Source organism: Candidatus Limnocylindrales bacterium (genome assembly GCA_035626395.1).
In the GTDB taxonomy this organism is placed as follows: domain Bacteria; phylum Desulfobacterota; class Binatia; order UBA1149; family CAITLU01; genus DASPNH01.
On sequence record DASPNR010000041.1, the window covers coordinates 1 to 22,966 of the forward strand.

17 protein-coding genes are annotated in these 22,966 nt (G+C 67.6%); 10 read left to right on the forward strand and 7 right to left on the reverse strand.

Annotation, left to right across the window (positions count from 1 at the left end; translation table 11 throughout):
* The 4 genes from VEC57_15575 to VEC57_15590 all read left to right on the forward strand — a co-directional run.
* Positions 1 to 431, forward strand: a 431-nt coding sequence (locus tag VEC57_15575; protein HYC00553.1) for a murein L,D-transpeptidase catalytic domain family protein, incomplete at its 5' end; no start/stop codon positions are given.
* A 199-nt stretch (positions 432 to 630) separates the two neighbouring features.
* On the forward strand, positions 631 to 1,305 hold the full coding sequence (locus VEC57_15580; GenBank protein HYC00554.1) for a CsgG/HfaB family protein: 675 nt from the start codon (positions 631 to 633) through the stop codon (positions 1,303 to 1,305).
* A complete protein-coding gene (locus VEC57_15585; GenBank protein ID HYC00555.1) occupies positions 1,305 to 1,745 on the forward strand; it encodes a DUF4810 domain-containing protein in 441 nt (146 codons plus the stop codon). Before VEC57_15580 ends, VEC57_15585 begins: the two co-directional genes overlap by 1 nt.
* A gap of 8 nt (positions 1,746 to 1,753) precedes the next feature.
* Positions 1,754 to 2,395, forward strand: coding sequence for a GNA1162 family protein (locus tag VEC57_15590; protein ID HYC00556.1), 642 nt, complete (start codon positions 1,754 to 1,756; stop codon positions 2,393 to 2,395).
* A 240-nt stretch (positions 2,396 to 2,635) separates the two neighbouring features.
* On the opposite strand, the gene VEC57_15595 is transcribed toward VEC57_15590, so the two are convergent.
* From VEC57_15595 to VEC57_15610, 4 genes are all read right to left on the reverse strand, one after another.
* Positions 2,636 to 2,884, reverse strand: coding sequence for a hypothetical protein (locus tag VEC57_15595; GenBank protein HYC00557.1), 249 nt, complete (start codon positions 2,882 to 2,884; stop codon positions 2,636 to 2,638).
* Between the two features lie 203 nt (positions 2,885 to 3,087).
* The gene (locus tag VEC57_15600; GenBank protein HYC00558.1) at positions 3,088 to 3,294 is read right to left on the reverse strand and encodes a hypothetical protein; all 207 of its coding nucleotides are present in this window, start codon (positions 3,292 to 3,294) and stop codon (positions 3,088 to 3,090) included.
* Positions 3,295 to 3,427: 133 nt separating this feature from the next.
* A complete protein-coding gene (locus VEC57_15605; protein HYC00559.1) occupies positions 3,428 to 4,792 on the reverse strand; it encodes a hypothetical protein in 1,365 nt (454 codons plus the stop codon).
* A 215-nt stretch (positions 4,793 to 5,007) separates the two neighbouring features.
* On the reverse strand, positions 5,008 to 6,363 hold the full coding sequence (locus tag VEC57_15610) for a carboxyl transferase domain-containing protein (protein ID HYC00560.1): 1,356 nt from the start codon (positions 6,361 to 6,363) through the stop codon (positions 5,008 to 5,010).
* A 285-nt stretch (positions 6,364 to 6,648) separates the two neighbouring features.
* On the opposite strand from VEC57_15610, the gene VEC57_15615 reads away from it, so the two are divergent.
* The 3 genes from VEC57_15615 (at position 6,649) to VEC57_15625 (ending at position 10,263) form a co-directional block, all read left to right on the forward strand.
* Positions 6,649 to 8,622: a hypothetical protein gene (locus VEC57_15615; GenBank protein HYC00561.1), complete on the forward strand. Its 1,974-nt coding sequence runs from the start codon at positions 6,649 to 6,651 to the stop codon at positions 8,620 to 8,622.
* A 386-nt stretch (positions 8,623 to 9,008) separates the two neighbouring features.
* The gene (locus tag VEC57_15620) at positions 9,009 to 9,557 is read left to right on the forward strand and encodes a PadR family transcriptional regulator (GenBank protein ID HYC00562.1); all 549 of its coding nucleotides are present in this window, start codon (positions 9,009 to 9,011) and stop codon (positions 9,555 to 9,557) included.
* Between the two features lies 1 nt (position 9,558).
* A complete protein-coding gene (locus VEC57_15625; GenBank protein HYC00563.1) occupies positions 9,559 to 10,263 on the forward strand; it encodes an ABC transporter ATP-binding protein in 705 nt (234 codons plus the stop codon).
* Between the two features lie 21 nt (positions 10,264 to 10,284).
* Here the strand turns inward: VEC57_15625 and VEC57_15630 are convergent, their stop codons facing one another.
* Both VEC57_15630 and VEC57_15635 read right to left on the reverse strand, forming a co-directional pair.
* Positions 10,285 to 11,325, reverse strand: a complete 1,041-nt coding sequence (locus tag VEC57_15630; protein ID HYC00564.1) for a 3-oxoacyl-[acyl-carrier-protein] synthase III C-terminal domain-containing protein — start codon at positions 11,323 to 11,325, stop codon at positions 10,285 to 10,287.
* Between the two features lie 105 nt (positions 11,326 to 11,430).
* Positions 11,431 to 14,028, reverse strand: coding sequence for an ABC transporter permease (locus tag VEC57_15635; protein HYC00565.1), 2,598 nt, complete (start codon positions 14,026 to 14,028; stop codon positions 11,431 to 11,433).
* 240 nt (positions 14,029 to 14,268) lie between these two features.
* Between VEC57_15635 and VEC57_15640 the strand changes: the two genes are divergently transcribed.
* Together VEC57_15640 and VEC57_15645 are read left to right on the forward strand one after the other, a co-directional pair.
* Positions 14,269 to 17,145 carry a choice-of-anchor Q domain-containing protein gene (locus tag VEC57_15640; protein ID HYC00566.1) on the forward strand — a complete coding sequence of 959 codons (2,877 nt, stop codon included), beginning with the start codon at positions 14,269 to 14,271 and terminating at the stop codon, positions 17,143 to 17,145.
* A gap of 125 nt (positions 17,146 to 17,270) precedes the next feature.
* Positions 17,271 to 17,759 (forward strand): hypothetical protein, encoded by a 489-nt coding sequence (locus tag VEC57_15645; GenBank protein HYC00567.1) that lies wholly within the window; start codon positions 17,271 to 17,273, stop codon positions 17,757 to 17,759.
* 137 nt (positions 17,760 to 17,896) lie between these two features.
* On the opposite strand, the gene VEC57_15650 is transcribed toward VEC57_15645, so the two are convergent.
* Positions 17,897 to 19,711, reverse strand: coding sequence for a pentapeptide repeat-containing protein (locus tag VEC57_15650; GenBank protein HYC00568.1), 1,815 nt, complete (start codon positions 19,709 to 19,711; stop codon positions 17,897 to 17,899).
* Between the two features lie 338 nt (positions 19,712 to 20,049).
* On the opposite strand from VEC57_15650, the gene VEC57_15655 reads away from it, so the two are divergent.
* Positions 20,050 to 22,890, forward strand: a complete 2,841-nt coding sequence (locus VEC57_15655) for an ELWxxDGT repeat protein (GenBank protein HYC00569.1) — start codon at positions 20,050 to 20,052, stop codon at positions 22,888 to 22,890.
* Positions 22,891 to 22,966 lie beyond the last annotated feature (76 nt).

Genomic DNA, 22,966 nt, shown 5'->3' on the forward strand with positions numbered 1-22,966 from the left:
AGGCCGCAATATCGACGCCGGCCTCGGCCTCTTTCACGATCGCGACGATCTGTTCCTCGCTGAATTTCGACTTCCTCATGACCCCTCCCGGGCCGTCGGAAAGTCTACTTATCGAGTGTGTCCTATTCAGGGAAGCTTACGTAACGAACTCCCACGTGAGCTGTTTGGGGCTTTTCCGATGTGCGGAAACCTACAACGGAAGCGCGGGCTTCTCGATGCGGCTGGACGGTCTCAGCCCGACCAACAACAACGCTCGTTCGCGCGGGATCGTTATGCATTCCAGCGACTACGTGGAGGACGCTACCTCAAAGATCTGCGGCCGAAGCTGGGGCTGCCCGTCTGTCGATCACAAGTACTATGAAGCGATCATTGCAAAACTGAAGGATGGTTCCCCGTTGCTGTCGCACTACGACGGGCGGTTCGCGATCTAGCAGCTGCGGCGTCGGCAGTTTCCGGCGACGGGCACCGCCGGCACATTTCGCCGCGATGGGATCGGACCGTTCATCGCCAAGGAAGACTCGACCGGTAGCCTCCGTCTGGAGTGGCAAACGTCACCTTACAGGTCGCCTCTGTCTTGCTTCGGCACGGTCCGCCCGGCTTAACGCCCCAATCCAACGCTCGGAGCTGGCCATGCGACCGATCCTTCTGCTCAACCTTGCGCTCTCCGTAGCCGCTGCCGTCGCCGTCAGTGGCTGCGCAACCGAATCGCATCGAAGCCTCGCCCCGCCTGCCGTCGCATCGCACGGCACCGCCTACAGCGGCCCTAGATACAAGCTCGTCATCGGCAAGTTCCAGAACCGGTCGACGTACATGCAGGGCATCTTCTCCGACGGGACCGATCGCCTGGGCAGCCAGGCCAAGACCGCCTTGATGGGACATCTCCAGCAGACCGGTCGTTTCACGCTGGTCGATCGCGCCAACATGGACGAGATCGCCTTCGAGGCCGACGTTTCCGGGAGAAGGCAGCAGCTCACCGGCGCCGAGGTCGCGGTCACCGGCGACGTCACAGAATTCGGGCGACGGAATACCGGGGACGTGCAGGCGTTCGGTCTGCTCGGCGCAGGCGCCAAGCAGACCGCCTACGCCAAGGTCGTGCTCAACATCGTCGACGTTCGTACTTCCCAGGTGCTCTACTCGGCTTTCGGGGCGGGCGAGTACGCGCTCAGCAATCGCGAGATCGCCGGGTTCGGCAGCACCGCCGGCTACGATGCAACCCTGAACGGCAAAGTCCTGGACCTCGCGATTCGCGAGGCCGTCAATCGGCTCGTCGAAGGCCTCGAAAACGGTTCATGGTCGCCGACGTGATGTCCCCGTCAATCGCGCGGCGGCTGCGGACTGCGCTGCTCATGCTTCTGGCCGGCGCGGCGACCAGCGCGTGCCAACCGCAAGCCATGTACCGCTGGGGCGGCTACGAGGACGTGCTCTACCGGTCGCTTGCGCGTCCCGACGGAAGCGACACGGCAACCCACTGCGCAAAGCTGGCTGCCGACGTCCAGCGCACGCTCGCGGAGGGCAAGCGCGTGCCGCCGGGCGTTCACGCACATCTTGGATACCTCTACTACCTGGAGGGCAGCGTCGATGAAGCTCGGCGTCAGTTCGATGCAGAGCGGACCGCGTATCCCGAGTCGGCGGTGTTCGTTGACGGACTGATGGCGAGGCTGGCCGGCGCCGGCCCCGCAGCGATGGTTACGTCCGCTCCGGTGGCCACTGCTACGGCATCGACGCCTGCACCGCACAACCAGTGAGCTCCGAGATGAAGCACGCATTCGTGATCATGTCGGTGTTGGCCTTGGTCTCCGGCTGCATTAGGCCGCCAGACTATTCAGCCTTTCGTACGCACCAGCCCAAGAGCATTCTCGTGCTTCCGCCGATGAATCAGACGGTCGCGGTCGAGGCTCCATACTCCTATCTTTCTACCGTCAGCATGCCGCTGGCCGAGGCGGGATACTACGTCTTCCCTGTCGGCGTCGTGGACGCGTTCCTCAAGGAGAACGGGCTGCCGACGCCCGGCGAGATGCACAGCGTGCCGGTGCAGAAACTAGGCGAAGTGTTCGGCGCAGACTCGGTGCTTTACGTGACGATTACGGAGTGGGGGCAGAAGTATGTCGTCCTCAGCTCGAATACGATCGTGGCCGCGGAAGCACGCCTATTGGATGCCGACACGGGCATCCAGATCTGGCAAGGCAAGGTCCGATTGGTCCAGCAGTCCGGCGGCAGTGGCAACCTCGTTGCCGACCTCATCGTGGCCGTGGTCGAACAGATCATTGATTCGTCCACGGATCAGGCGCGGCTACTGTCACGCCCTGCCAACTTCGCGCTACTGACACACCAGCAGACTGGGTTGCCGCCGGGGCCGCGGCATCCCGCGTATGCCAGCGATTCGCGCGGACGGTAGGGGTGGAAGGAGACGGCTGCCCAAGATGGCTCCGCAGCAGGCAAGCCCGGCGGTGGGGCTCTTCGGGAGGAGACGCTGCCGGCCGCTGTCTGGTCCTCTCGCACGTCCGTGCTGGTTGCCTGAGCTCAATTGGGCGCTCGGATCTTCAGAAGTTCGCCGGGCGTACTACGGGGCCATCGGGCACGAAAGGGCACGTTCATCACCACGTCCGACTGCTCGTCGGGGGCACCGCTACGTCTCTCAGATCGACAGCAAGATCGTGCTGGTAGTAGCGCGACACGCTATCGCGTAAGGCGACAGCCAGTTTGCAAAGCCGAGCTGGCGCCGCATCGGTTTCTCGACCAGGTGCTCGAGTCCGAGCTCGCTTGGCGTGAGGAGCGGCGTGTCCGAACCTCGCATCAGCGCCTGCCCACCGGTCAGACCATCGGCAGCTTCGACTTCAGCTTCCAACCGTCCATCGAACGCAGCCGGATCGAGACGTTGGAACATGCCAGTGGATCCGCGAGAACCGCACGCTGCTGATCCAGGGGCCGCCCGGCCTGGGAAAGACGCACTTGGCCATCGCGCTTGCGGTGCGTGCCGTCGAGTGCGGCTTCGGTGTCAGCTTCTGCCGGCTCGACGAGCTGATGGCCGCGCTGCGGCGCGACGCGAACTTAAGTCCCTCCCGCCTTCGGCGAAAGAAGTATCTCTCGTCATCGCTGCTGGTCATCGACGAGGTCGGCTTCGATCCGATGACGCGCCAGGAGGCCAGCCTGTTCTTTCGCCTGGTGTCCCACCGCTACCAGCGCGGCAGCATCCTGATCACGACGAACAAGGGGATTCGCGAGTGGCCTGAGATCCTGGCCGGCGACGAGGTGCTGGCCGCCGCGATCCTGGACCGGCTGCTGCACAATAGCCACGTCCTGGACATCAAGGGGCGCAGCTACAGGCTCCGGGACCTGGAACGGGCCGTGAGCCGCCACCGCCGGTGCGTCAGCCGCGCTCACTCGGCCGCCGAGGCGCCCGGTGAGCGCAATCCTTTTGCCGCTGCGCCTACTCCGGACAGCTCTCGTCGTCCGCCCCGTTGTCGAAGATATCGCAGTCGACGTCCAGGCCATCGGCGACGACGACGGCCGAGCAAGCGAAGCAACGACCAACGGCCGTCAGGCATTCGGCACGTGCTTGGTTGCTGGCCGAGGGCGTGCACGTGCCGTTGATCAGCTCATCGAGCGGCTGTCCCGCGCACTTGCCGTCCAGCGCGCCGAGCAGTCCGGCTTCCGCGTCCTCTTCCTGCGGAGTCAGGCAGCCTGCCAGTTCCTCGCCCGTCGTGGCCTGCGTGACCTTCTTGCCGAGCAGCGCCGCCTTCTTGCACTTGTTGAAGCTGTTGAACACGCCGCCGGTCACCGCCTGCTGGGCGGTCAGCACTGCGGACTGGCATGCGAATGCCGCCTTGTCTCCGACGACGAAATCTTCGGGGAAATCGTCGACCAGGTTGTCGTAGATGAGCTCCGAAATGAGCCGCGTGAACGATGCCGCCTGCGCGGCGTCGGTGTAGCCGAAGTGCGGGGCGCTGGCGTCGCATGGCTCGGCCAGCGCGGCGACCTTCTCGATGGCCTTTTGAATCTTGGCCTGCGGCTTGGGCGCGCCGGCGCAGGCCAGAAAGTCCGAGCCATCCTTGGCGTAGGCCTTCAGGCACTTGTTGTAGGCTTTGTTGGCCGTCTTGAAGATGCCGGCCATGCCCTTGTTGACGGCGTTGACGCAGTCCTGCTGATCGTCGTTCAGGGCGACCTCCGCGCGGCAGTCGGCGGAGCAGCCGTCGCCGCCCGCGGTATTGCCGTCCTCGCAGGTTTCCCCGCCGGTGACGTAGCCGTCGTTGCACACCTCGGTGCCGATGGTGAAGAAGACCGTCACACGCACCGTATCGACGGCAACGCCGGAGCAGCCGTTGCTGTCGATGCGCACGCCGAAGTCCGCATCCTCGACGTCGGCCAGCGTCCAGGTCGTGCCCCAGCCATCGTCGGCCGCGCCGAGATAGAAGTACTGTGTCAGATCGCAGCTGTTGGCGTAGTAGGAGGGCAGCGACTTGGGAGTGCCGACCGGAGTGCCGTCCTTGACGAGCTGGATCGTGCCCTGGCAGCCGAGGTCGGCGATCTTGGGCTCGACCGCAAAGCCGTCGATGGAGGTTGCGCTGGCCGGCAGATCGAAGCCGAAGCCGGCAACCGACACGAACTGGGCGCCGGTCGAGGACGCGCACGCGCTGTCGGCATTGCCGGCGGCCGAGCTGCAGCCTGAGCCGAACGTGCAGTCGGCAACCGAGCCGGCATGGTTCGCGCCGACAAAGCCGTCGTGGGCGGAGGCGGAGGTGGCGGCAAGGAGAATGGCGAGGGCGGTGATGCGCGACAGAGCTGTATGCGTCATGGGCGGGCGTTCTGCGGGGCTTTGTCGGCTGATGCAAGGCGGGGCGCGAATACGGTTATCGAGGTAGAGCAGCAGGGGGAGCAGGCAGGTCGCGTGGTCGGGCGCGCATCGTGCCGTGCGTCGCGAATGCGGCCAGGCGCGTGCGCGTTGCGGCGCGTGGCCATGGTACGGCGATGACTCGCGCGGCGTGCACTGAGCGCGCCGCGCGGGCTCGACTAATCGGCGGAGTCGACGATACCGCGGATGATGCCGAGCTTGAGCAGGTCCTGAGGTCGGATCTTCAGATCGCTCGCCGTTTGCGCGATGCCCTCGGCGCCGCGCTTGAGCACGGCGGCGGCGGCTTCGGGCGCCAGCACCGTAAAGTAACTGTCGGGCGTCGCCCAAAGATTCCCAGGCGCTGCCAGCGCCAGCGCCCCGCCCGACGTGCCCTCGCCGATGACGACCGATGTGATCGGCACGCGCGCTTCGGCCACCGCGGCATACGTCTGCGCAATGGCGGCGCCGATGCCGCCGCGCTCGGCTTCGGCGTCATTGCTCGCGCCGGGCGTGTCGATGAGCGTCAGGATCGGAATGCCGAGCCGGCTTGCCATGCGCAGCAGCCGCGTAGCCGTGCGAAAGCCTGCCGGCCGCGTCGCGGTGCCGCACTGCGCGGCAAAGGCGATCGGGCGGCCGCCGCGCAGGCCAAAGCCGCAAAGCATGCCGTCGTCCACGCCGCCGCACCGGTCGCCGCGGATCTCCTCATAGCCGCCATCGAAGTAGGCACGAAGGTAGTCGCGGGCGCGCGGTCGGGCAGCGTCCCGCGCATGGAGAACCGCCTGCCACCCCGTCTCCGGAAGCGCCGTCTTGCCAAGCGCACGCGGAGGGTCAGCCGGCGCCGCATCGGCCGGCGGCCGAAGAAGACGCAGCCAGCGTCCCAGCGTGGCCGCCAGCTCCTCGGGCGCGACGATCGCGTCGATGTGCCCCGCGGCGAGCTGTGCTTCGGCGCTGTATGCAGCAGGATCGGCGCCGGCAGGACGCACGCGCGACCCCGCAAACCCGATCTGCGCCGACGGCTCGGCAAGAATGATGTCGGCACCGGCGCCCAGCGTCGCCCAGCCGCCTCCGGTAGTGGGATCGCACGCCACGGCGATCTGCGCCAGACCGGCGGCGCGCGTCATCGCCGACTGCGCGGCGATGCGCTGGAGCTGCCCGAGCGCGAGCATCCCCTCCTGCAAGCGGCTGCCGCCGGTGGCGATGAGCGTCACAAGCGGCAGTCGCCGCTCGCGGGCCGCGGTGTGCGCAGCTTCGATGCGGTCACCGGTGCGCACGCCGAGAGAGCCGCCGAGGAAGCCGAACTCGAGCGACAGCAGCATGGCGGGCGAGCCGCCGATGGTGGCGGTGCCGCAGACGATCGATTCGGTTTCGCCGGTGCGCTCGTGCGCCTGCCGTCGCAGCTCGTCATAGCCTGGCCATGCCAGCGGATTGTCGGGGTGGGGCGTGGCCGGTGACGGCAGCTCGGTAAAGTCGTCGGCCACGGCGGCGATGGCCTGCCGGGCGGTGTGACGGCCGGCGGCTGGCGTGCGGTGAGGCATGGCGCGAGAGATGGTTGGGGCGGGGTGGGAGAGCAAGCGGTGCCTCCAACGCAGCGACGTTTGCCATCTCGGCGCGTTCGAAGCGTCGCGGAATGGCGCGCGATCCGCGTATTCAGGAAGCCGCCGCCATTGCGCCCACCGCCCGGCCAGTGCTATCAGCGCCCGGGCGAGGACTGCAGCGGCGCATCAACGTCGCACCGGATGCCGGCGACGAGTCGGCAGGGGGTTCCAAGCATGGTCGATCACCGGCGGTTCGTATTCCGCGCATCATGGAAGTGCGCGCTCTTGGCGGCGCTTCTAGCCACAGCAACAGCCGCTGCACCCGCTCTGGCCCATCAGCCCAGCACCGTGCGCCTGGTGCTGGAGGCGGCGCCCGGCTCCGGCCCCGTCGATCTTGCGGCAACCGGCAAAGGCGACCTGAAAATCCAACTCAGACTCACCAACTACGATCCAACCTACGACGTCCTCGTACGCTTCCCTGCCTGTCACTACGACGCGGTCTCCGAGGGCGTGGTGATGAAGAACCTCGAAGGCCTGCTGCGCGGCGAGATCGGTACGGCCGAAGCTGTCCTCGGCAACGCCGTGATGGATCCGGCCTGGTCGATCTGCGTCGAGTCCGGCAAGCCGCGCGGCATCTTCCTGCTGGCGCGCGGCGCTTCGGTCGACATCAAGGCCAGCGTCGACTTCCGCGCGCTCGGCAATCAGCACGTCTGGCTGCTCGGCGAGATGTTCGCATTCGATCCCGAAAACCGCGGGCAGGAGGAGGTCGGGTTCGAGGATCTGCTGGCGCGCAAGAGGATCGACCAGCGCACGCTCGAAGAGCTGCTGCGCCGCCTGGCGCCGGCCGGCGAGATTCCCTTCGACCTGTACGCCAACGTCGCCCGCGACGACAAGGGCATCCGCTACCGCCTGGCCAGCTACGCCGAGCTGTACCTGAAGGGCCAGCCCACCGAAGAAGATGGCGGTGGTCATCAAACCACCGAGTACGTCGACGGCGCGCTGCCGGTCGACCTCGAGGATTTCCAGACGTTCAAGCCGGCGCTTCCGCGCGATCCGGTGTACGACCCGAACCACGAGAGCGTGCGCCTCGTGCCCACCGACTCCAAGGGCCCGCAGCCGGGCGACTGCGACTGCCGCGAGCCTTCGCGCAACGACTGCGTCACGTATCAATGCGATCCGAACGAGCGCGCCGCTGGCGCGGTGCAGGAGCTCGGCCCGCGCGGCGGCACCACCTACACGGTCACCGGCCGCTACTCGGCCAAGTGGACCGACCATACGCTGCATCCGGCATGGGGATGGCGCGCGCTCGCATGGTGGAACAGCCCGAGCGGCTGGGTCGTGCTGGCCGAGGACTGGGTGAAGTGGGACGGCAGCTACTCGCTGACCTTCAGCCGCTCCGGCTACACCGGCCAGCACCTTCGCATGCAGTTCCGCGCCTACAACCGCTACTACGAGCCGATGGACGAGGACGACAACAAGTTCCGCTGGATCAATCCCGACCGCTTCGGCATCTCGAGTTCGCACAACGAAGGCCACTGGTACGCCGACACCGACGGCGGCACCGCCAACGGACTCGGCGAAGTTTACTTCCGCGCCTACGAGCTGTGGTCGGGCCTGTACTGGCGCGGCGGCATCAATCCGCTGCGCGACAATCCCATCAAGCTCTACTACCCCAACACCGAGTACGACTGCGGCGACGGCAGCGGCGTGCCCTGGAGCTGCGCCAGCACCGGCGGCACGATCTGGCTGATCGCCTCGCACGGCCTGCAGCGCGACGTCGTGCAGCACGAGTTCGGACATCAGGTGAACAACGAGTTTCACCTCAACCGCCGTCCCGCGGGAGCTGGCGGCGCCCATACGATCACCGTCTGCTACAACCAGGGCCTGGCGCTGCGAGAGGGGTACGCCAACTTCATGCCGTGCTGGGTGCAGGCCAACAGGTCGTCGCAGCCGGCCTCGGATGTGTGCGGGTTCAACATCGAGGCGCCGGGCTCGAGCTTCTGCAAGACGCCCGGCAACAACAATGAAGGCTGGGTCGGCGCAACGTTCTGGGACCTGCACGACAGCCGCGCCGACGGCAACGACATCCTGTGGTTCAACCACGAGGGCGCGGCGCATTCGATCTATCTGAGTGACCCGCCTTCGGCCGACGGCGTCTCCCTCGGCATGGACGACTACCGCGACAACTACCGCAATGCGGCAAGCGACGGGCACGAGACGTACATCGACGACATCTTCGAGCAGAACGACACGGACTGAGTGCGGCGAGCAGGGATCGGGCGCGGCGGTGGCCGCGTCCGGTCTCGGCGCCGCAGCGGTGCGCCGGATTGTGCCGCAAGCCCTTCGGCTGCGGGCGCGATGCATCCCACCGCGCCGTCCATGGCCGGACAGGACCAGAGCGGATGGGCTGCGCCCATGGCAGGCGTGGATTCCGCTCATGGCCAGGGATGACCGTATCGAGGACGCGCCCATCGTCGACAGGCTCAACCCGTCCACCGGCCGCCGATTTTGCAGCTCATGGCCGCTCAGCCGACCGGCGCCGTATTCCAAACGGAACACAATCCCGCCGCCGTCCTTTCGCCGCCCTTGACCCACGGCGAGCGCTCGTGTTTCTATCGCCTCAGCCCACCCGTGAGAGTGACAACATGTCGGCAGGCAACCTTCGCTACGCAGTCCTCGGCCTCGTCTCCTCCAAACCCGAAGGCATTCACGGCTACCGCCTGAAAGGCGAATGCGAGTCCATCGCCGATGAGTTCTGGGCCATGAACTATGGCCGGCTCTACCGAATCCTCGACCTTCTGGAGCGGGCAGGCGAGCTGACGGTGACCGACGAGATCCAGCACGGGCGGCCCAACCGCAAAGTCTACCGCATCACGGAAAAGGGCCGACAGAGCCTCGATGACTGGCTGCTCCAGCCGGTTCAGGACGGCGCAACGCCGCTTCGCGACGAGCTGGTCCTGAAGCTCCTTTTCCTCGGCACCGCCGACATCGACCGGATCTATCCCATGATCGTCCAGCAGCGGCGGATCTATCTGACCCGCCTTGCGCAGGTCACCCGCCGACGGCGCCGGCTCGAGAAGGCCGGCATGGACCTCAATGCCACCGGCATCATCATGGACGGCGCCGAGATGAGGGTCCGCGCCGATCTGTCCTGGCTGGACATGATCGAGCGGCGCCTGCTACGCCAGTCCTGACGTGCCCTCACGCTCGGTAACTCTCAGCGACGTCCACAAGAGCTTCGGCGAGGGCACGACCAGGGTCCACGCTCTGCGCGGCATGACGCTCGATGTTCCCGCAGGGCAGATGTGCGCCATCATGGGCCCGAGCGGCTCGGGAAAGAGCACGATCCTTCACCTGGCGGCCGGCCTGTTGCTGCCGGATTCGGGGACGGTGCGTCTGGGCGACCGCCACCTCTCGACAATGAGCGCCGATGAGCTCGCGGTACTGCGCCGCCGCGAAATCGGCATCATCTTTCAGTTCTTCAATCTTCTGCCCTACCTGACGGCCGAAGAGAACGTGGCATTGCCCCTGCGGCTCGACGGTGTGGCGGCGGCCCAGGAGCGCGAGCGCGTCAACCGGTCGCTCGAGCTCGTCAAGATGGACCACCGCCGCGAGCATCGCGCGGCCGACCTTTCCGGCGGTGAGATGCAGCGCGTGGCGATCGCACGGGCGCTGGCAATCTCGCCGTCCGTCGTCCTGGCGGACGAGCCCACCGGGAACCTCGACTCCGTCAATGGTCGCCAGATCATCGAGCTTCTGCGGGACATCAACGAGGAGCTGAACGTGACGACGCTGGTCGTCACGCACGATCCGGTATGGGGTTCCTTCTGCGACAGGATCGTCCGGATGCGCGACGGGCAGATTACTGAGGATATCTTCCTGGGCAGCGACGCGGCCTGAGCCGGTCGGAAGCGACGGTGCCTACCAGCGCACCGCCATCGCCGCATAGCTCCAGCTCGAGCTCTCCGCCGTGTGCAGGATGAGCAGGTCGCCGGGCGAGAGCCGCCCGGCGCGCTTCAGCTCGTCGAGCAGGATCAGGATCGACGCCGAGATCGTGTTGCCGACCGTCGCGATGTTGATCGGGACGCGTTCGGCAGGAAGCCCATGCGCAGCGGCGATGCGATGCAGGTTTCCGGTCGCTTGGTGCGTCAGGAAGAATCGTACGTCGCTCTGGGTGACGCCCATCTCTTCCATCATCACCCGCGCAGCATGCGCGGCCAGCTCTCCTCCTCGGCGCAGTACGCGACGAAAGTCGTGATGGCCCAGATATTCGAGCCCGGCGGCCGACTCCGGCGACGGCGGCGTGGCCGACATCAGTCCGCGGAACAAAATTCCCGGCGTGTCCTCCGATGAGTTGGTGACGAGCCGAATGGCGAGCATCTCCGCCCCGGCCGGCGCCTCGGTGCGGCGCATCACCCACGCGCCGGCGCCGTCGGCGTAAAGGGCGGTGCTCATCTTATGATCGCGAGGGACCTCCTCGCCGAAACGGAAGAACGGCGAGATCGTGTCGGCGGCGACGACCAGCGCGGTGGTTGCCCGGCCGCTGCGCAGCAGGCTCTCCGCGAGCAGGCTGCCGCGAAACAACCCGGTGCACGGCGCATGAACGCTGAATGCCGGCACGCCTCGGAGGCCGAGCTTGGCGGCCACGGCATGATCGAACGTCGGATTGACGAAATCCGGTGTCGTGGTGACGGCGACGAGCAGGTCGATGTCCTGGATCGCCAGGCCCGCGTCGTCGACGGCGCGGCGGCCGGCCTGCGCGGCAAGATCGCTGCACATCTGTCCGTCGGCAGGGGCCGCACAATCGTGGCGGCGGGCCCAGCGCCGCTCGCGCACGTCGAACAGCTCGGCAACGTGGGCGGCGGCAATGCCGGTCAGGCGCTCGATTTCCTCGTTGCCGACGATGCGCGTCGGCAGCGCGGAGCCGACTCCGAGAATGCGCACATTGGCGGCGTCTTTCACGCCCGCCATCATGCTTGCGAGGCGTCTCGCATTCCACCGGCATGGCGGCCGGCGACGCGGATTATTCGTGCCGCGGTCACGCTTCGACGGCCCCGCTCCCTGTGCCTACTCGTACCGCACGCCCTCCAGCGCCGGCTGCAGCAGCGCGACGCGCGCCGCGCCCACGCCGGCGACGGCCGCTGCGGCGACCGACAGCGCCAGGCAGATGGCTGCGCTGTCCCAGGCGAACCGCGGCACCAGCACATATCCGACGAGGATCGGGTAGTTGAAGCTGACCCATACCCACGCCGAAACGGCGCCGATGGCGGTGCCGAGCAGCGCGGCCGCAACGCCGATGCACACGGCCTCGGTGGCCATCGTGCGCATGATCGTCGAATCCAAGGCGCCGGCGAGGCGAAGCAACGCCAGCTCGCGACGGCGGTCGAGCACGTACGAGGCCATCAGGTCGCCGATGCCGGCCACAGCCAGGAAGACGACGAGCAGCTTGATCGTGTCGATGTCGGCGAAGGCCTGCCCGATCAGGCCATCGACGCGGGCGACCATCTCGCGTGTCGCGAGAATCGACAGCGCATGCGTCGCACCGGCCGATCTGCCCACGTCGCTGCGCAGATCCGACATCGTTGCTCCCGGCGCCAGCTCGACCGAGTAGTAGTTGACGAGCGAGTCGTTCCAGCGATCGCGATACAGGCGCCGTGCAACGATCACCGATCCCTTGTCGGAGGTGTAGTCGGAAACGACGGCGACCACGGGCAACGCAAGCGCGCCGCCTGGAGTCGCGACCTCGATCGCATCGCCGGCATCGACGCCGAAGTGCCGCACGAAGTTCTCGGACACTGCGGCCGCAGTTCCGGCGTTGATCGCGGCGACCGCGCCGGCGACGTCCTCGGGCTGCTGCGCGGACTGCCGCACTGCGCTGAGGAGCATTCCCGGGCTCAGCGCCGCAACGGCGATGCGCTGTCCGCGAAAGAGCTGCCCCTGCGCGACGCGCAGCACTTCCACGCCGCTGACCGACGGCAACGCGGCGAGCGACGCTTCGATGTCGCCGCTGACCGGCGCCGGCAGCCAGCCACCGCCGCTGGCACGCGCCGACACCAGCGCATCGCCGGCAAAGCCGTACCAGCTCGCGACCGAGGATCGGAAGCTCACCACCAGGCTGCTGGCGCCGATGGCCACGGCAATCGACAACGCCACCGCGCAAGCGGTGACGAGGCTTCGATCGCTGCTGCGGCGCAGATTCTCGGCGGCAAGCTGTCCGGTGATTCCGCCCATCCGCGTCAGCGGCGCGTACAGAGACGACCAGAGCCACGGCAGCAGCGGAGCCAGCGCCAGGACGCTGCCGAGCACCGTTGCAACGCCGCCGAGCGTGCACCAAAGCGCCGACACCGTGGCCACGCCGTGCCCGATCGCCGCGGCGCCGAGCGCGGTCGAGGACACGCCGATCAGCAGAATCGGCTGAAGCGGCAGCCGCGCGGACGAAACCGTCTTCTCGGTCCCGCGCTGCAGCACCAACGGGTCCAGACGAGCCAGCGCTCGCGCGGGCAGGAACGCCGAAGCTGCGGCCGTCAGCGTGCCGCCGAGCGGATGCACGATGAGCAGGATCAGCGGGTCGATGCTGAGAATGGGACTGTCGAATGCGATCGCATAGTTGAGGCTCATGCCCGCGGCGACATCGCCCGCGACGAAGTTCGCGAGCAGCAGCCCGATGCCGACGCCGACGAAGGAGCCGGCCGCGCCCAGGATCGCAGCCTCGGCGATCATGGTGCGCACCAGATCGCCCGCCTTGGCCCCCAGCGTCATCAGCGTGGCCATGTTGGGCGTGCGCTGCCGCACGAGCGTCGTCGCCGATGCATAGACGATGAAGATGGACGCCAGCAGCGCCAGCGTGCTCATGCCGACCAGCGTTGCGCGAAGACCGTCCACGACTTGCGCGCCGAGCAGGCGCCGCTGCGCCGGCTCGGCCACGACCAGTTCCGGCGGAAGCGCGCGCTCCAGCGCTGCCTTGGCAGCATCCAGCGTCACGCCGTCGGCGACGCGGACGTCGATCTGATCGATCTGTGATGCGGTCAGGTCGCCGCGCCGGCCGGCCACGGGCTGTGCGGCCGGCAGGTACATTGCCACGACCTGCCCGCCAAACGCCTCGGGCAGGCCCTTGGGCGCGAAGATGCCGCGCACCGTGTATTCGTGCGTGCCGTCGACGCCCGACAGCACGACTCTACTTTCCAGGCTCAGGCCACGCTCGCGCGCCACGGGCTCGGGCAGGAAGACCGCGCGCGGGTCGTTGAGGATTGCGAAATCGTCGGCCGTCCGTGCCAGCGTCTCGACGCCGTACAGGTCGAGCACGTCCTTTTGCATCACGTCGATGCCGAACAGCTCCAGCGTCTGCTCCGGTGCATCGGCGAAGGCGACGGCCCCGCGCACCATGCCGGCGGCCTGGCGGACTTCCGGCACCCGCCGGACGGTTTCGAGAACATCCTCGGAGAAGCCGGCCTCGCCGGTGCCGATGGTGATCTGCAACTGCGCCTTCCCGGCCATGCGCGCCAGGTCGGCCATGTAGCCGGCGACGATGCTGTCGGTGGCCACTCGCATTGCAGTCAGCAGTGCCACGCCCGTGGCCACCGACCCGACCACGAGCGCGACGCGAACGGGCCGTGCAATCAGCTCACGGCGGCTGACGGTCCAGAGGAGGCTGAGGAGGCTTCGCAACGATGCTCCGTGCTGCCGCCGCGACAGCAGGGAAGCATCTTAAGGGTGCACGGGCGGCGGCCCCAGACGTTTCGGTCATGGCGGCGGCCGCCGGCCCGATCATTATTTCGAATGGCAATATGCGCCGATGCCGCGTCCGCGGACGCGTTTCGCCGCAGTCCTGCCGGGCCGAAGAGGGTGCTTCCCTGAGACGGTCCGCTGGCGTACCTTTTCCCGAGCCTGCAGCCCGGGGGGTCCGCCATGAAGACCTGGCATTGCATCGCGATTACCGCGGTCACAGTCGCCGCAGTCACCGTTTGTTGTGTTGCGGGAACGGCGCACGCCGCGCACCGCACCGTCCTCGGCTCCTCGCTGCTCGTCAAGGATCCGCAGCCGGCGGCGCCCGAGAAGCGCAAGCTGGTCGTCCAAGGCAACGAGCCGGCCAGCCCCGACCTCATCGTCGGTGATCCGACTGCCAGCGGCGCGAGCATTACGATCTTCCTCGACGGCACGGTGCCGGCCACGGCCACCTACCAGCTACCGCAAGGTCTTGCGCCGTCCGGAAAGCCATTCTGGAAGGCGACCAAGACCGGCTTCGCCTACAAAGACAAGACCGGCGTCAACGGCCCGGTCAAAACGGCCAGGCTCGCCAGATCCGGCAGCGGTGCGCTGAGCGTTACCGCCATCGCCGCGGGCAAGGCAGCGCCGATCTCGCTGATGCCGCCGAACACCGGGACGCGCGGCTGCGTGCGGCTCGATGTGAGCGGCGGCGACAGCTACCACGTCCTGTTCGGCGACGATGCCAGCATTTCGAAGAACGATGCGCGGACGTTTCTCATCCAGTCGCCGGTGCAGGAGGGCCTCTGCTGTCCCGCAGCCTGCGAGCCGCTCGATGGATGTCACGATGCCGGCACCTGCAATCCCGACACCGGCGTGTGCAGCAATCCCCCCAAGCCCGACGACAGTCCCTGCAGCGACGGCAACCTTTGCACGGGCGCCGACCGCTGCGTGGACGGGATCTGCCAGGGTCTTCCGCGCCTGTGCGCCGATCCGCCTGCCTGCCACGATCGCGGCACGTGCGACACCACAACCGGGGAATGCCTTGCCGCAGTGCCGATGATCGACGGCGCATCCTGCGATGACGGCGACCTGACGACCAAGGACGACGCGTGCCAGGCCGGCCAGTGCATCGGCCAGCCATACGACTGCACTGCCCCCGACCTCTGCCACGAAAATGGCACGCACAATGGCGACGGCACCTGCACCGCGGGCCCGCCCTTGGCGACGATCCACCCATCCAACCCGTTCCCCGTCCAGCGGTTTTTCACCGTGTCCGGAGCGCCGGGCACGACGGCGCCCGGCGCGACCGTGGAGATCACGAATCACCGTACTCTGGAGACGGTCACGGCTACCGCGGCAGAGAATGGAAGCTTCAGCGGCGATATCGCCGGCATCCCGGTCGACACGTTCTCGGCGGTGCGCGCGGGCGTGCCTGGAGAGCTGGACGTCACCGTGTCCGACACCGGTACGGCATGCGGCGGACAGTGCGAGGCAGGCGGCGCCATCGATGCCGAGCTGACCGGGCTCGGCGAGCTGTCTGGAACCTGCGCAAGCTATCTTTCGCCGACATGCAAGCTGACGCAGGAGTCGCACTGCCAGACGATTCATCAGCTTCCGCTATGCGTCGGGACGACCTGCAGATTCCTCGAGAACAGCTCGCCAGAGGACGCGTTCGACTACTTCTATTTGCAGGTCGACGGTTACCAGGACGCCGAGCTGTGGATCCACCTGTACGGAAACAATCTGACCAACGAGGTCTTCACTCCCAGTGTCTTCGCATGCACCGAAGGTCAGGGAAGGTTGTTCGCGCCCAACTTCCAGCAAACGGCACTCATCGATTCGCAGACCGGAAGGATCACGAACTACCCGCTGCTGCGCGACATCACCAGGAACTCGTTGTCGTGCAAGACGTTCGAAAACGGCCCCGTCATCCGTTTGATCAAATCGGACATCAACCCGCGGGGGTATTACTTTCGGTTCCTGCCCGATGCCGGCGAGACCGGCAGCCCCTACAGCGAAATGGACGTGGTGCTCGAGGCTTCCAACCATGATCGCGCTTGTTACGGCGGCGCGAACGACGGCCAACCGTGTTCGCCGGACCTACCCAATGACTGCCCCGACGGCACCTGCGCCTGGGAGCGGTTCGACGTGATCCGCTACACGATCAACATTCATCCGCATCCGCTGGTGAACACGCTCGACGACCACGACGACGGCACCTGCAGCAAGCTCGACTGCACTCTTCGCGAGGCCATGAACGCGGCCAACAAGCTGGCCGGCGGCATCATCAGGTTCAGCGTCAGCGGAACCATCACGCTGCAAGATGAGCTGCCGACGGTGGCCGCCGATATGACCATCGACGGCGAGGGGCAGAACGTGACGATCAGCGGCAACGATGCGGTTCGCGTGTTCTCCGTCGATCAGGACACGACGCTGAGCCTGAGCCGGCTGACCGTCGCCGACGGAAGCGCCGACGAGGGCGGCGCGATCCGTTGCGACGCCTGCTTTCTCAACATCGATCGCTGCACGCTGCGTGGGAACTTCGCCAGTAGTTCCGGCGGAGCCATCTACACCACCGGCGCGACGTCGATCTCCAACAGCACGTTCGTCGGGAACGTGGCAACCGGCGCGGGCGGTGCGATCCATGACCTTTCGGCGGGACAGGTCACGGCCACGCACGTGACGTTCGCGGATAATGTCGCCTCCACCGGCAACGCGCTTTGCGGCACCGGCGGTTTCTTCTCCACACTCCTCAACTCCATCGTCGTCGGTGGAGGCGGCAGCAACTGCTGCGACGTCTCCGTCTTCGGCGAGCACAGCGTTTCCACCGATGCATCGTGCGGAGGAGCGACGCAGGTCAGCGCGGCGGCGATCAATCTCGATCCGGCCGGTCTCCAGGACAATGGCGGCCCGACGCGTACGATCGCGGTCCTGCCGCCGAGCGCCGCAATCGACGCGGCGGACGGCGCAGCGTGCGCCGCCGCGCCTGTGGGCGCTGTGGATCAGCGCGGCTACGACCGCGTTGGCGCATGCGACATCGGCGCGTTCGAGGTCGGGGCAACGTCGCCAGAGCCGTAAACGCAGCCAGGACGCAGCCGTCCGTGCGGGACGCGCCGGGGTGACGTGACTCCAGCACATCCGCGGCATTGCCGCCGCCCCATGCTTCCAGCACCATCGCGCGTCTCGACGGCGGAGGGGAAGCGGTGAACGAGCGGCAGCGGTTGATGGAGAAGCTCCGGCGCATCGAGGCGCTGTGCGCGCGGCCGGGCACCGAAGGCGAGAGGCTGGCGGCTGCGCGGGCTCGCGAGCGGATTCTGGCGCGGCTGGCGCAGGGAACGCGCTCCGGCGACGGCTCCGGCTACGACGGCACGTTCGGGTCGGGCCCACGCTCGCGCAACGGCGATTCGCGGCGCGAGGATACGCCCATCGAGATGCGCTTTCGCGTGACCAACGAATGGTCGCGCCGGCTTCTGCTGGCGCTGCTGCAGCGGCACGGCATCCGGCCCTACCGCCGGCCGGGCCAGCGGCACACCACCGTGATGGCGCGAATGCCAGGCCGCTTCGCCTACGACGTCTTCTGGCCGCAGTTCGAGGAGCTGGACCGCCGGCTGCAGGAGCAGTTCCACACCGTTACCGACGGCTTCGTCGCCGAGGTGGCACGGGAAGCGCCGCGCAAAGCGTACGGCGGATAGTCGAATCGCTGCCAGCCGGCACGCGGAAGCGCCGGCCATCGATCGCGAAGTCGCACCCACGCCCGCTCTCGCCGGCGATGCGATGTCGGCACTGACCGACTCCGACTGCCGCCGCGGACCTGCGTGTCGACAAACGGCTATTCCTTCTGCCCGGGCGCGACGGCGACTTTGCACGCGTTGGCGTCCTCGTCGTGGCCGCAGGACGTGCGGGAGTTCTCCTGCTGCGCCTCTCTCAGCGACTCCAGCATCTCAGCGTCGAGCGCAGCGACGCCAGTGCAGCCCTCGCGGCTGCTGCCTTCGAGCAGCGCCTTCGCCAGCGCCGCAGCATCCCGCCCCTGGCTGTGCAGCGCCTGCCAGGCGATTCCGTGCGCGACCGACGGGTCCGCACACGCCAGATCCACGAGGTACTGCGTCACCGCCGCCGGCGTGCCGGCCGCCCCGCCGCTGGCCGAAAGGTCGGTCATCCCGACATCCGCATCGTCCAGGACGGCGCCAGTCATCTTGGCCCCACGCAGCAGCGCGCCCTGCAGAAGAGCGCCGCGCAGATTGGCATTGGACAGATCGGCCTCCGACAGGTCGGCGCCGCGAAGGTCGGCGCGCTCGAGGTTCGCACGCTCGAGCTTCGCGCCGCGCAGCACCGCCCCTCGCAGATGCGCGTCGGCTACGAATGTGCCGGCCATCTGTGCCTCGCTCATCACCGCGCCGCACAGCTTGGTGGCGGCCAGCCGCGCCTCGGTCAGCCGCGCCGACGAGAGGTTGGCGCGGTTCATCCGCGCGCCCGACATCGAGCCATAGTGGATTTTTGCCCAGGAAAGATCGGCCCCCTCGAGCACGGCATCATCGAACATCGCTTGCTGCATCGAGGCCCACGAGAAGTTGGCTCCGGCAAGGCGGGTCCGCACCAGGCCGATCGGCTCGCACTCGGGCGGGTCCTCGCAGTCGCGCCGCTGCCAGCAGTCGGCCGGCAGCGGCGTCGGCTCGACGTCCTCTTCGCGCACGGCGCGCAGGTCCAGCTTGGGAAGGACGGCGTTGTAGAGGTCGGCAAAGCGGAAGTCGCGGCCCTGCAGCGCCTGGAACGGCGTCACCTTGGACAGCACCAGCTTGAGCTCGTCCGGAGACCCGTCGCGCAATGCGTTGATGTCTTCGGGCGTCAGCGCGTTGGCCGTCAGCACGCGCTCGCGAAGCTGCATGTTCTGCGCGAACCAGGCCAGCCCGCGCTCGGGCTCGTCGGGAATGACGGCGACGAAGAGCGAGACGAAAACCGTTGCCACGCACGCGGCCATGATCATCGCCGGCACCGACACCACCTGCCTCAGCCATTGCCAGCGCCGCATGTGCCGGGCGGATTTCAGATGCGGAAACATGCGCGGCATCAGCACGAACAGGATCAGCGCCGCGTCCGCCAGCACCGTGGCCCGATGGAGCCAGGTGTCGAGCGGGCTGTGAAACGGCAGAAAGCGGATCTGGATCCAAAGCAGCAGTCCCAGCGGCAGCACCACGGTGGTTACCCACGTGATGAGCGCCGACAGCAGGTGCAGGAAGCGCGAGGGGGCCTGCCCGGTCAGATAGAGCACGTAGTAGAAGTTGGCGACGCGCTGGCGCAGCAGCGTTCTCTGCTGCTCGGGCAGATTGGCGGCTTCGTTGTCGAAGCGTTCGATCTCGTTCGACAGGATCGACAGCTGCAGGAGCAGGTCCGAGTGCAGCAGCACGATCAGCCACGGCGCGATGCTGTAGAAGCCGAAGGGTCCGATGATCGGGATCTGCGCGTTCAGAAGCGGCAGCGTGACCAGGCTCGAAGCGCGCAGCAGCATCTCGTGCGTCGTCGATGCCACCGTCACCGCCACGTAGGCGCCGACGGTGACGAACGTGACGAAGCGGGCGCTGACGGCGCCCGCAGCTTCGTTGACGGCCGCGAGAAGCTTCTCGGCGTACTGCTCCTGGGTCAGGGCCATGAAGCGGTACCTTTGCCTGAGCCTTCGCCCACGGCCAGTTCGCGGCATGGCGGATGCGTGCGCTGTGCATGCCGCATCCCGATGCAGGCGCCGGGTCTCCCGGCCGGGTGGCCGCGGCGGGCCGGGCAGCGCAGCCGCCGGTACAGCCTTCCTACATATATGTAGAAACTTGCTTCCACCCTCTTTACGCCCCTGTAAACATTGGCTAGCGTCGCAGGTGGGACGAGGGCGGGGCCGCCCATCCGTTCCGACAATTCCTGAGTCTCGACGCGGTCTTCGGCGTTCGTGCCGCGGCGGACCGCTGTGTCCGCCGGGAGGGCTCTATGCGAGCAATGCAAATGGATGAGCTCCTGGCCGAGCTGGAGGCTCCCCAGGCGCGGCACGCGCCGGTGCTGTTCGCACGCAGGCCCAGCGAGCTTTCCCGCCTTGCCCCGGGCTGGAACCGTCGCCGATGGGACGACCGGCCGAGCGGCGTGCATGCCAACCATCTCCGCGCAGCCGCGCCGCCGCCGGCAGCGAGCTTCCTTCTGCTGGCGGCGCTGATCTGCGCCATCCTCACCGCCGTGCTGGCGCTGGCCGCGCCGGTGGTCGCGCATGCGCAGTTCTCCGCCTATCGCGTCAAGGAGATCTACACGGGCAGCAGCCAGTCGTTTCCCGAATACCTGACGCCGCTGGCGGGCGAGGTTTTCTTTGCCGCCTCGGATGCGGCCAGCAGCCGCGAGCTCTGGAAGAGCGATGGGACGGCGGCCGGCACCGTCCTGCACGCCGACATCGCCCTGGGCAACCTGGCGTCGAGCCCGCAGGACCTCATTCGTTTCGGCGACTCGATCGTCTTTACCGCGACCGATCAGATCACCGGACGCGAGCTGTGGATGACCGACGGCGCCGAAACCTTTCTGTTGAAGGACATCGAGGTCGGAACCGAAGGCTCGGACCCCGTCGACATGACGGTGGTGGGAGAGAAGCTCTTCTTCAAGGCGACCACCACGGCCTTCGCGCAGGAGTTGTGGGTGAGCGACGGCACACCCGATGGCACCGTGATGGTCGAGGACATGAGCGTTGGACCGCTCGGCACGTCCATCTTCAACATGGCCGAGTCGCAGGGGAAGCTGTTCTTCGACGCGATCACCTCGGGCACCGGCGGCGAGCCATGGGTGAGCGACGGCACGGCGGCCGGAACATTCCTGCTCAAGGATATCCGCGCCGGCTCCAGCGGCAGCAGCCCGGACGAGTTCGTGGAGTTCGCCGGCAGGACGTTCTTCACCGCGTACGATGGAGCCGCCGCCTACGGCGAAGAGATCTGGACCACCGATGGGACGCCGGCGGGCACGCAGCTTTTCAAGGACATCAACCCGGGGACCGACAGCGCCAGCGTCCATGAGCTGACCGTCATCGGCGACACGATGTGGTTCGGCGCCAACGGCGGCACGACCGGCCGCGAGCTGTGGAAGAGCGACGGAACGCCCGAAGGCACGGTCCTGGTCAAGGACATCAATCCCGGCACCGCCTCATCGCTGCCGCACGGATTCATGCCCCTCGGCGACCTCGTGATCTTCGCCGCCCAGACGCCCTCCCTCGGCACCGAGCTGTGGCGCACCGACGGAACGCCCGAAGGCACGGTTCTCCTCAAGGACATCTACGCCGGATCGAGCTGGTCGAACCCGAGCCAGTTCGTCCTTCATCAGGGCAGGCTCTTCTTCACCGCCGCCGACGCGGCCTCCGGCGTCGAGCTCTGGATGACCGATGGCACCAGCGAAGGAACGGTGCGCGTGGCCGACATCCGCTCCGGAACCGGCAGCTCGGAACCGCGATGGCTGACCCCGCTCGGCACGCGTCTGCTGTTCAACGCCAACCCGGGCACCGAAGGCGTGGAGCTGTGGGCATTGTCGCTGTGCGGCGACTCGCTCGTCGATCCCACCGAGACGTGCGACCCTGGCGCCGCCTCCTGTTGCACGTCGACCTGCACCGTTGCCACGGCAGGCTCGGTCTGCCGTGCTGCAAGCGGCCAGTGCGACGTTGCCGAGACGTGCACTGGCTCCTCCACCACGTGTCCGGCCGACGGCTTCGCCAGTTCCGACACCGAGTGCCGCGCTTCCGCCGGCGACTGCGACCTCGTCGAGAAATGCACCGGCACAAGCGGGCAATGCCCGGCCGACGCCTTCGCCTCCGACCAGACGGTCTGCCGCAGCGTGGCCGACGCGTGCGACGTTGCCGAGACGTGCACCGGGTCATCGCCCACGTGTCCCGAGGACGGCTTTGCCGGGCCGGAGGTATCGTGCCGCTACGGTCTCGGCGACTGCGATCCGACCGAGCAATGCACCGGAACTTCGCGCGAGTGTCCGCAAGATGCGCTGCTGCCGCAGGGCACGCTCTGCCGCGGCATCTCCGGCGCGTGCGACGAGATCGAAGTCTGCGATGGAGTCAGCCGCGACTGCCCGGCCGATGCGTTCGCCGCCAGCGACACGCCCTGCCGCGACGCCGCGGGCGTCTGCGATGCCGACGACTACTGCGACGGCACGTCGGCCGCCTGCGCCGACCTCAAGAGCACGCAGGTCTGTCGCGCGGCGGCCGATGCGCAATGCGACGTGGCCGAATCCTGTGACGGCGTCTCCAACGACTGCCCGGCCGACGCCCATACCAACGACGGCAGCGGCTGCGACGACTCCGACATCTGCAGCATCGGCGACACGTGCCAGCAGGGAAGCTGCACGGCCGGAGAGCCGAGCGCGCTCGGCCGCACGTTGCTCAAGGCGACGCTGCGCGACGGCGCCGATACGTTGAAGATCAAGACGACGCTACCGCTCAGCGGCTTTGCCTCTGCGCCCGACGAAGGCGGGCTGTCGCTGACGGTGATGGGCGATGCGGGCCAGGGGCTGTTCGCGGCCGAGATCCCTGCGGAAGCGTTCGAAGATGTGGGCGGCCACGGGTCGGTCTACCGGTTCCGCGACGACGAGGGTGCCGTCGATGCGGCCAGCGGCCTGCGATCCGTCGTCATCAACCTGCGCGAGGACGAGGCGCGCGTGACCGTCACCGGCAACGAGGTCGAGCTGGTCGATGCTGCCGGGCAGCCGGCGGTCACTCTTGCCATCATCGTCGGCGGCGACGAAGACGGCGATTGCCTGACCGGCATGGACCTGCCGTGCCAGGGCACGCCCCGTTCGCTTCGCTGCGGCAACTGAAGCGGGCACCGGTTCGAGTTCCAGCGCCGGCTCGGCCGTGCGGCTGGCAGCGCAAGCTCGCGGCCGAGGCCGCGTT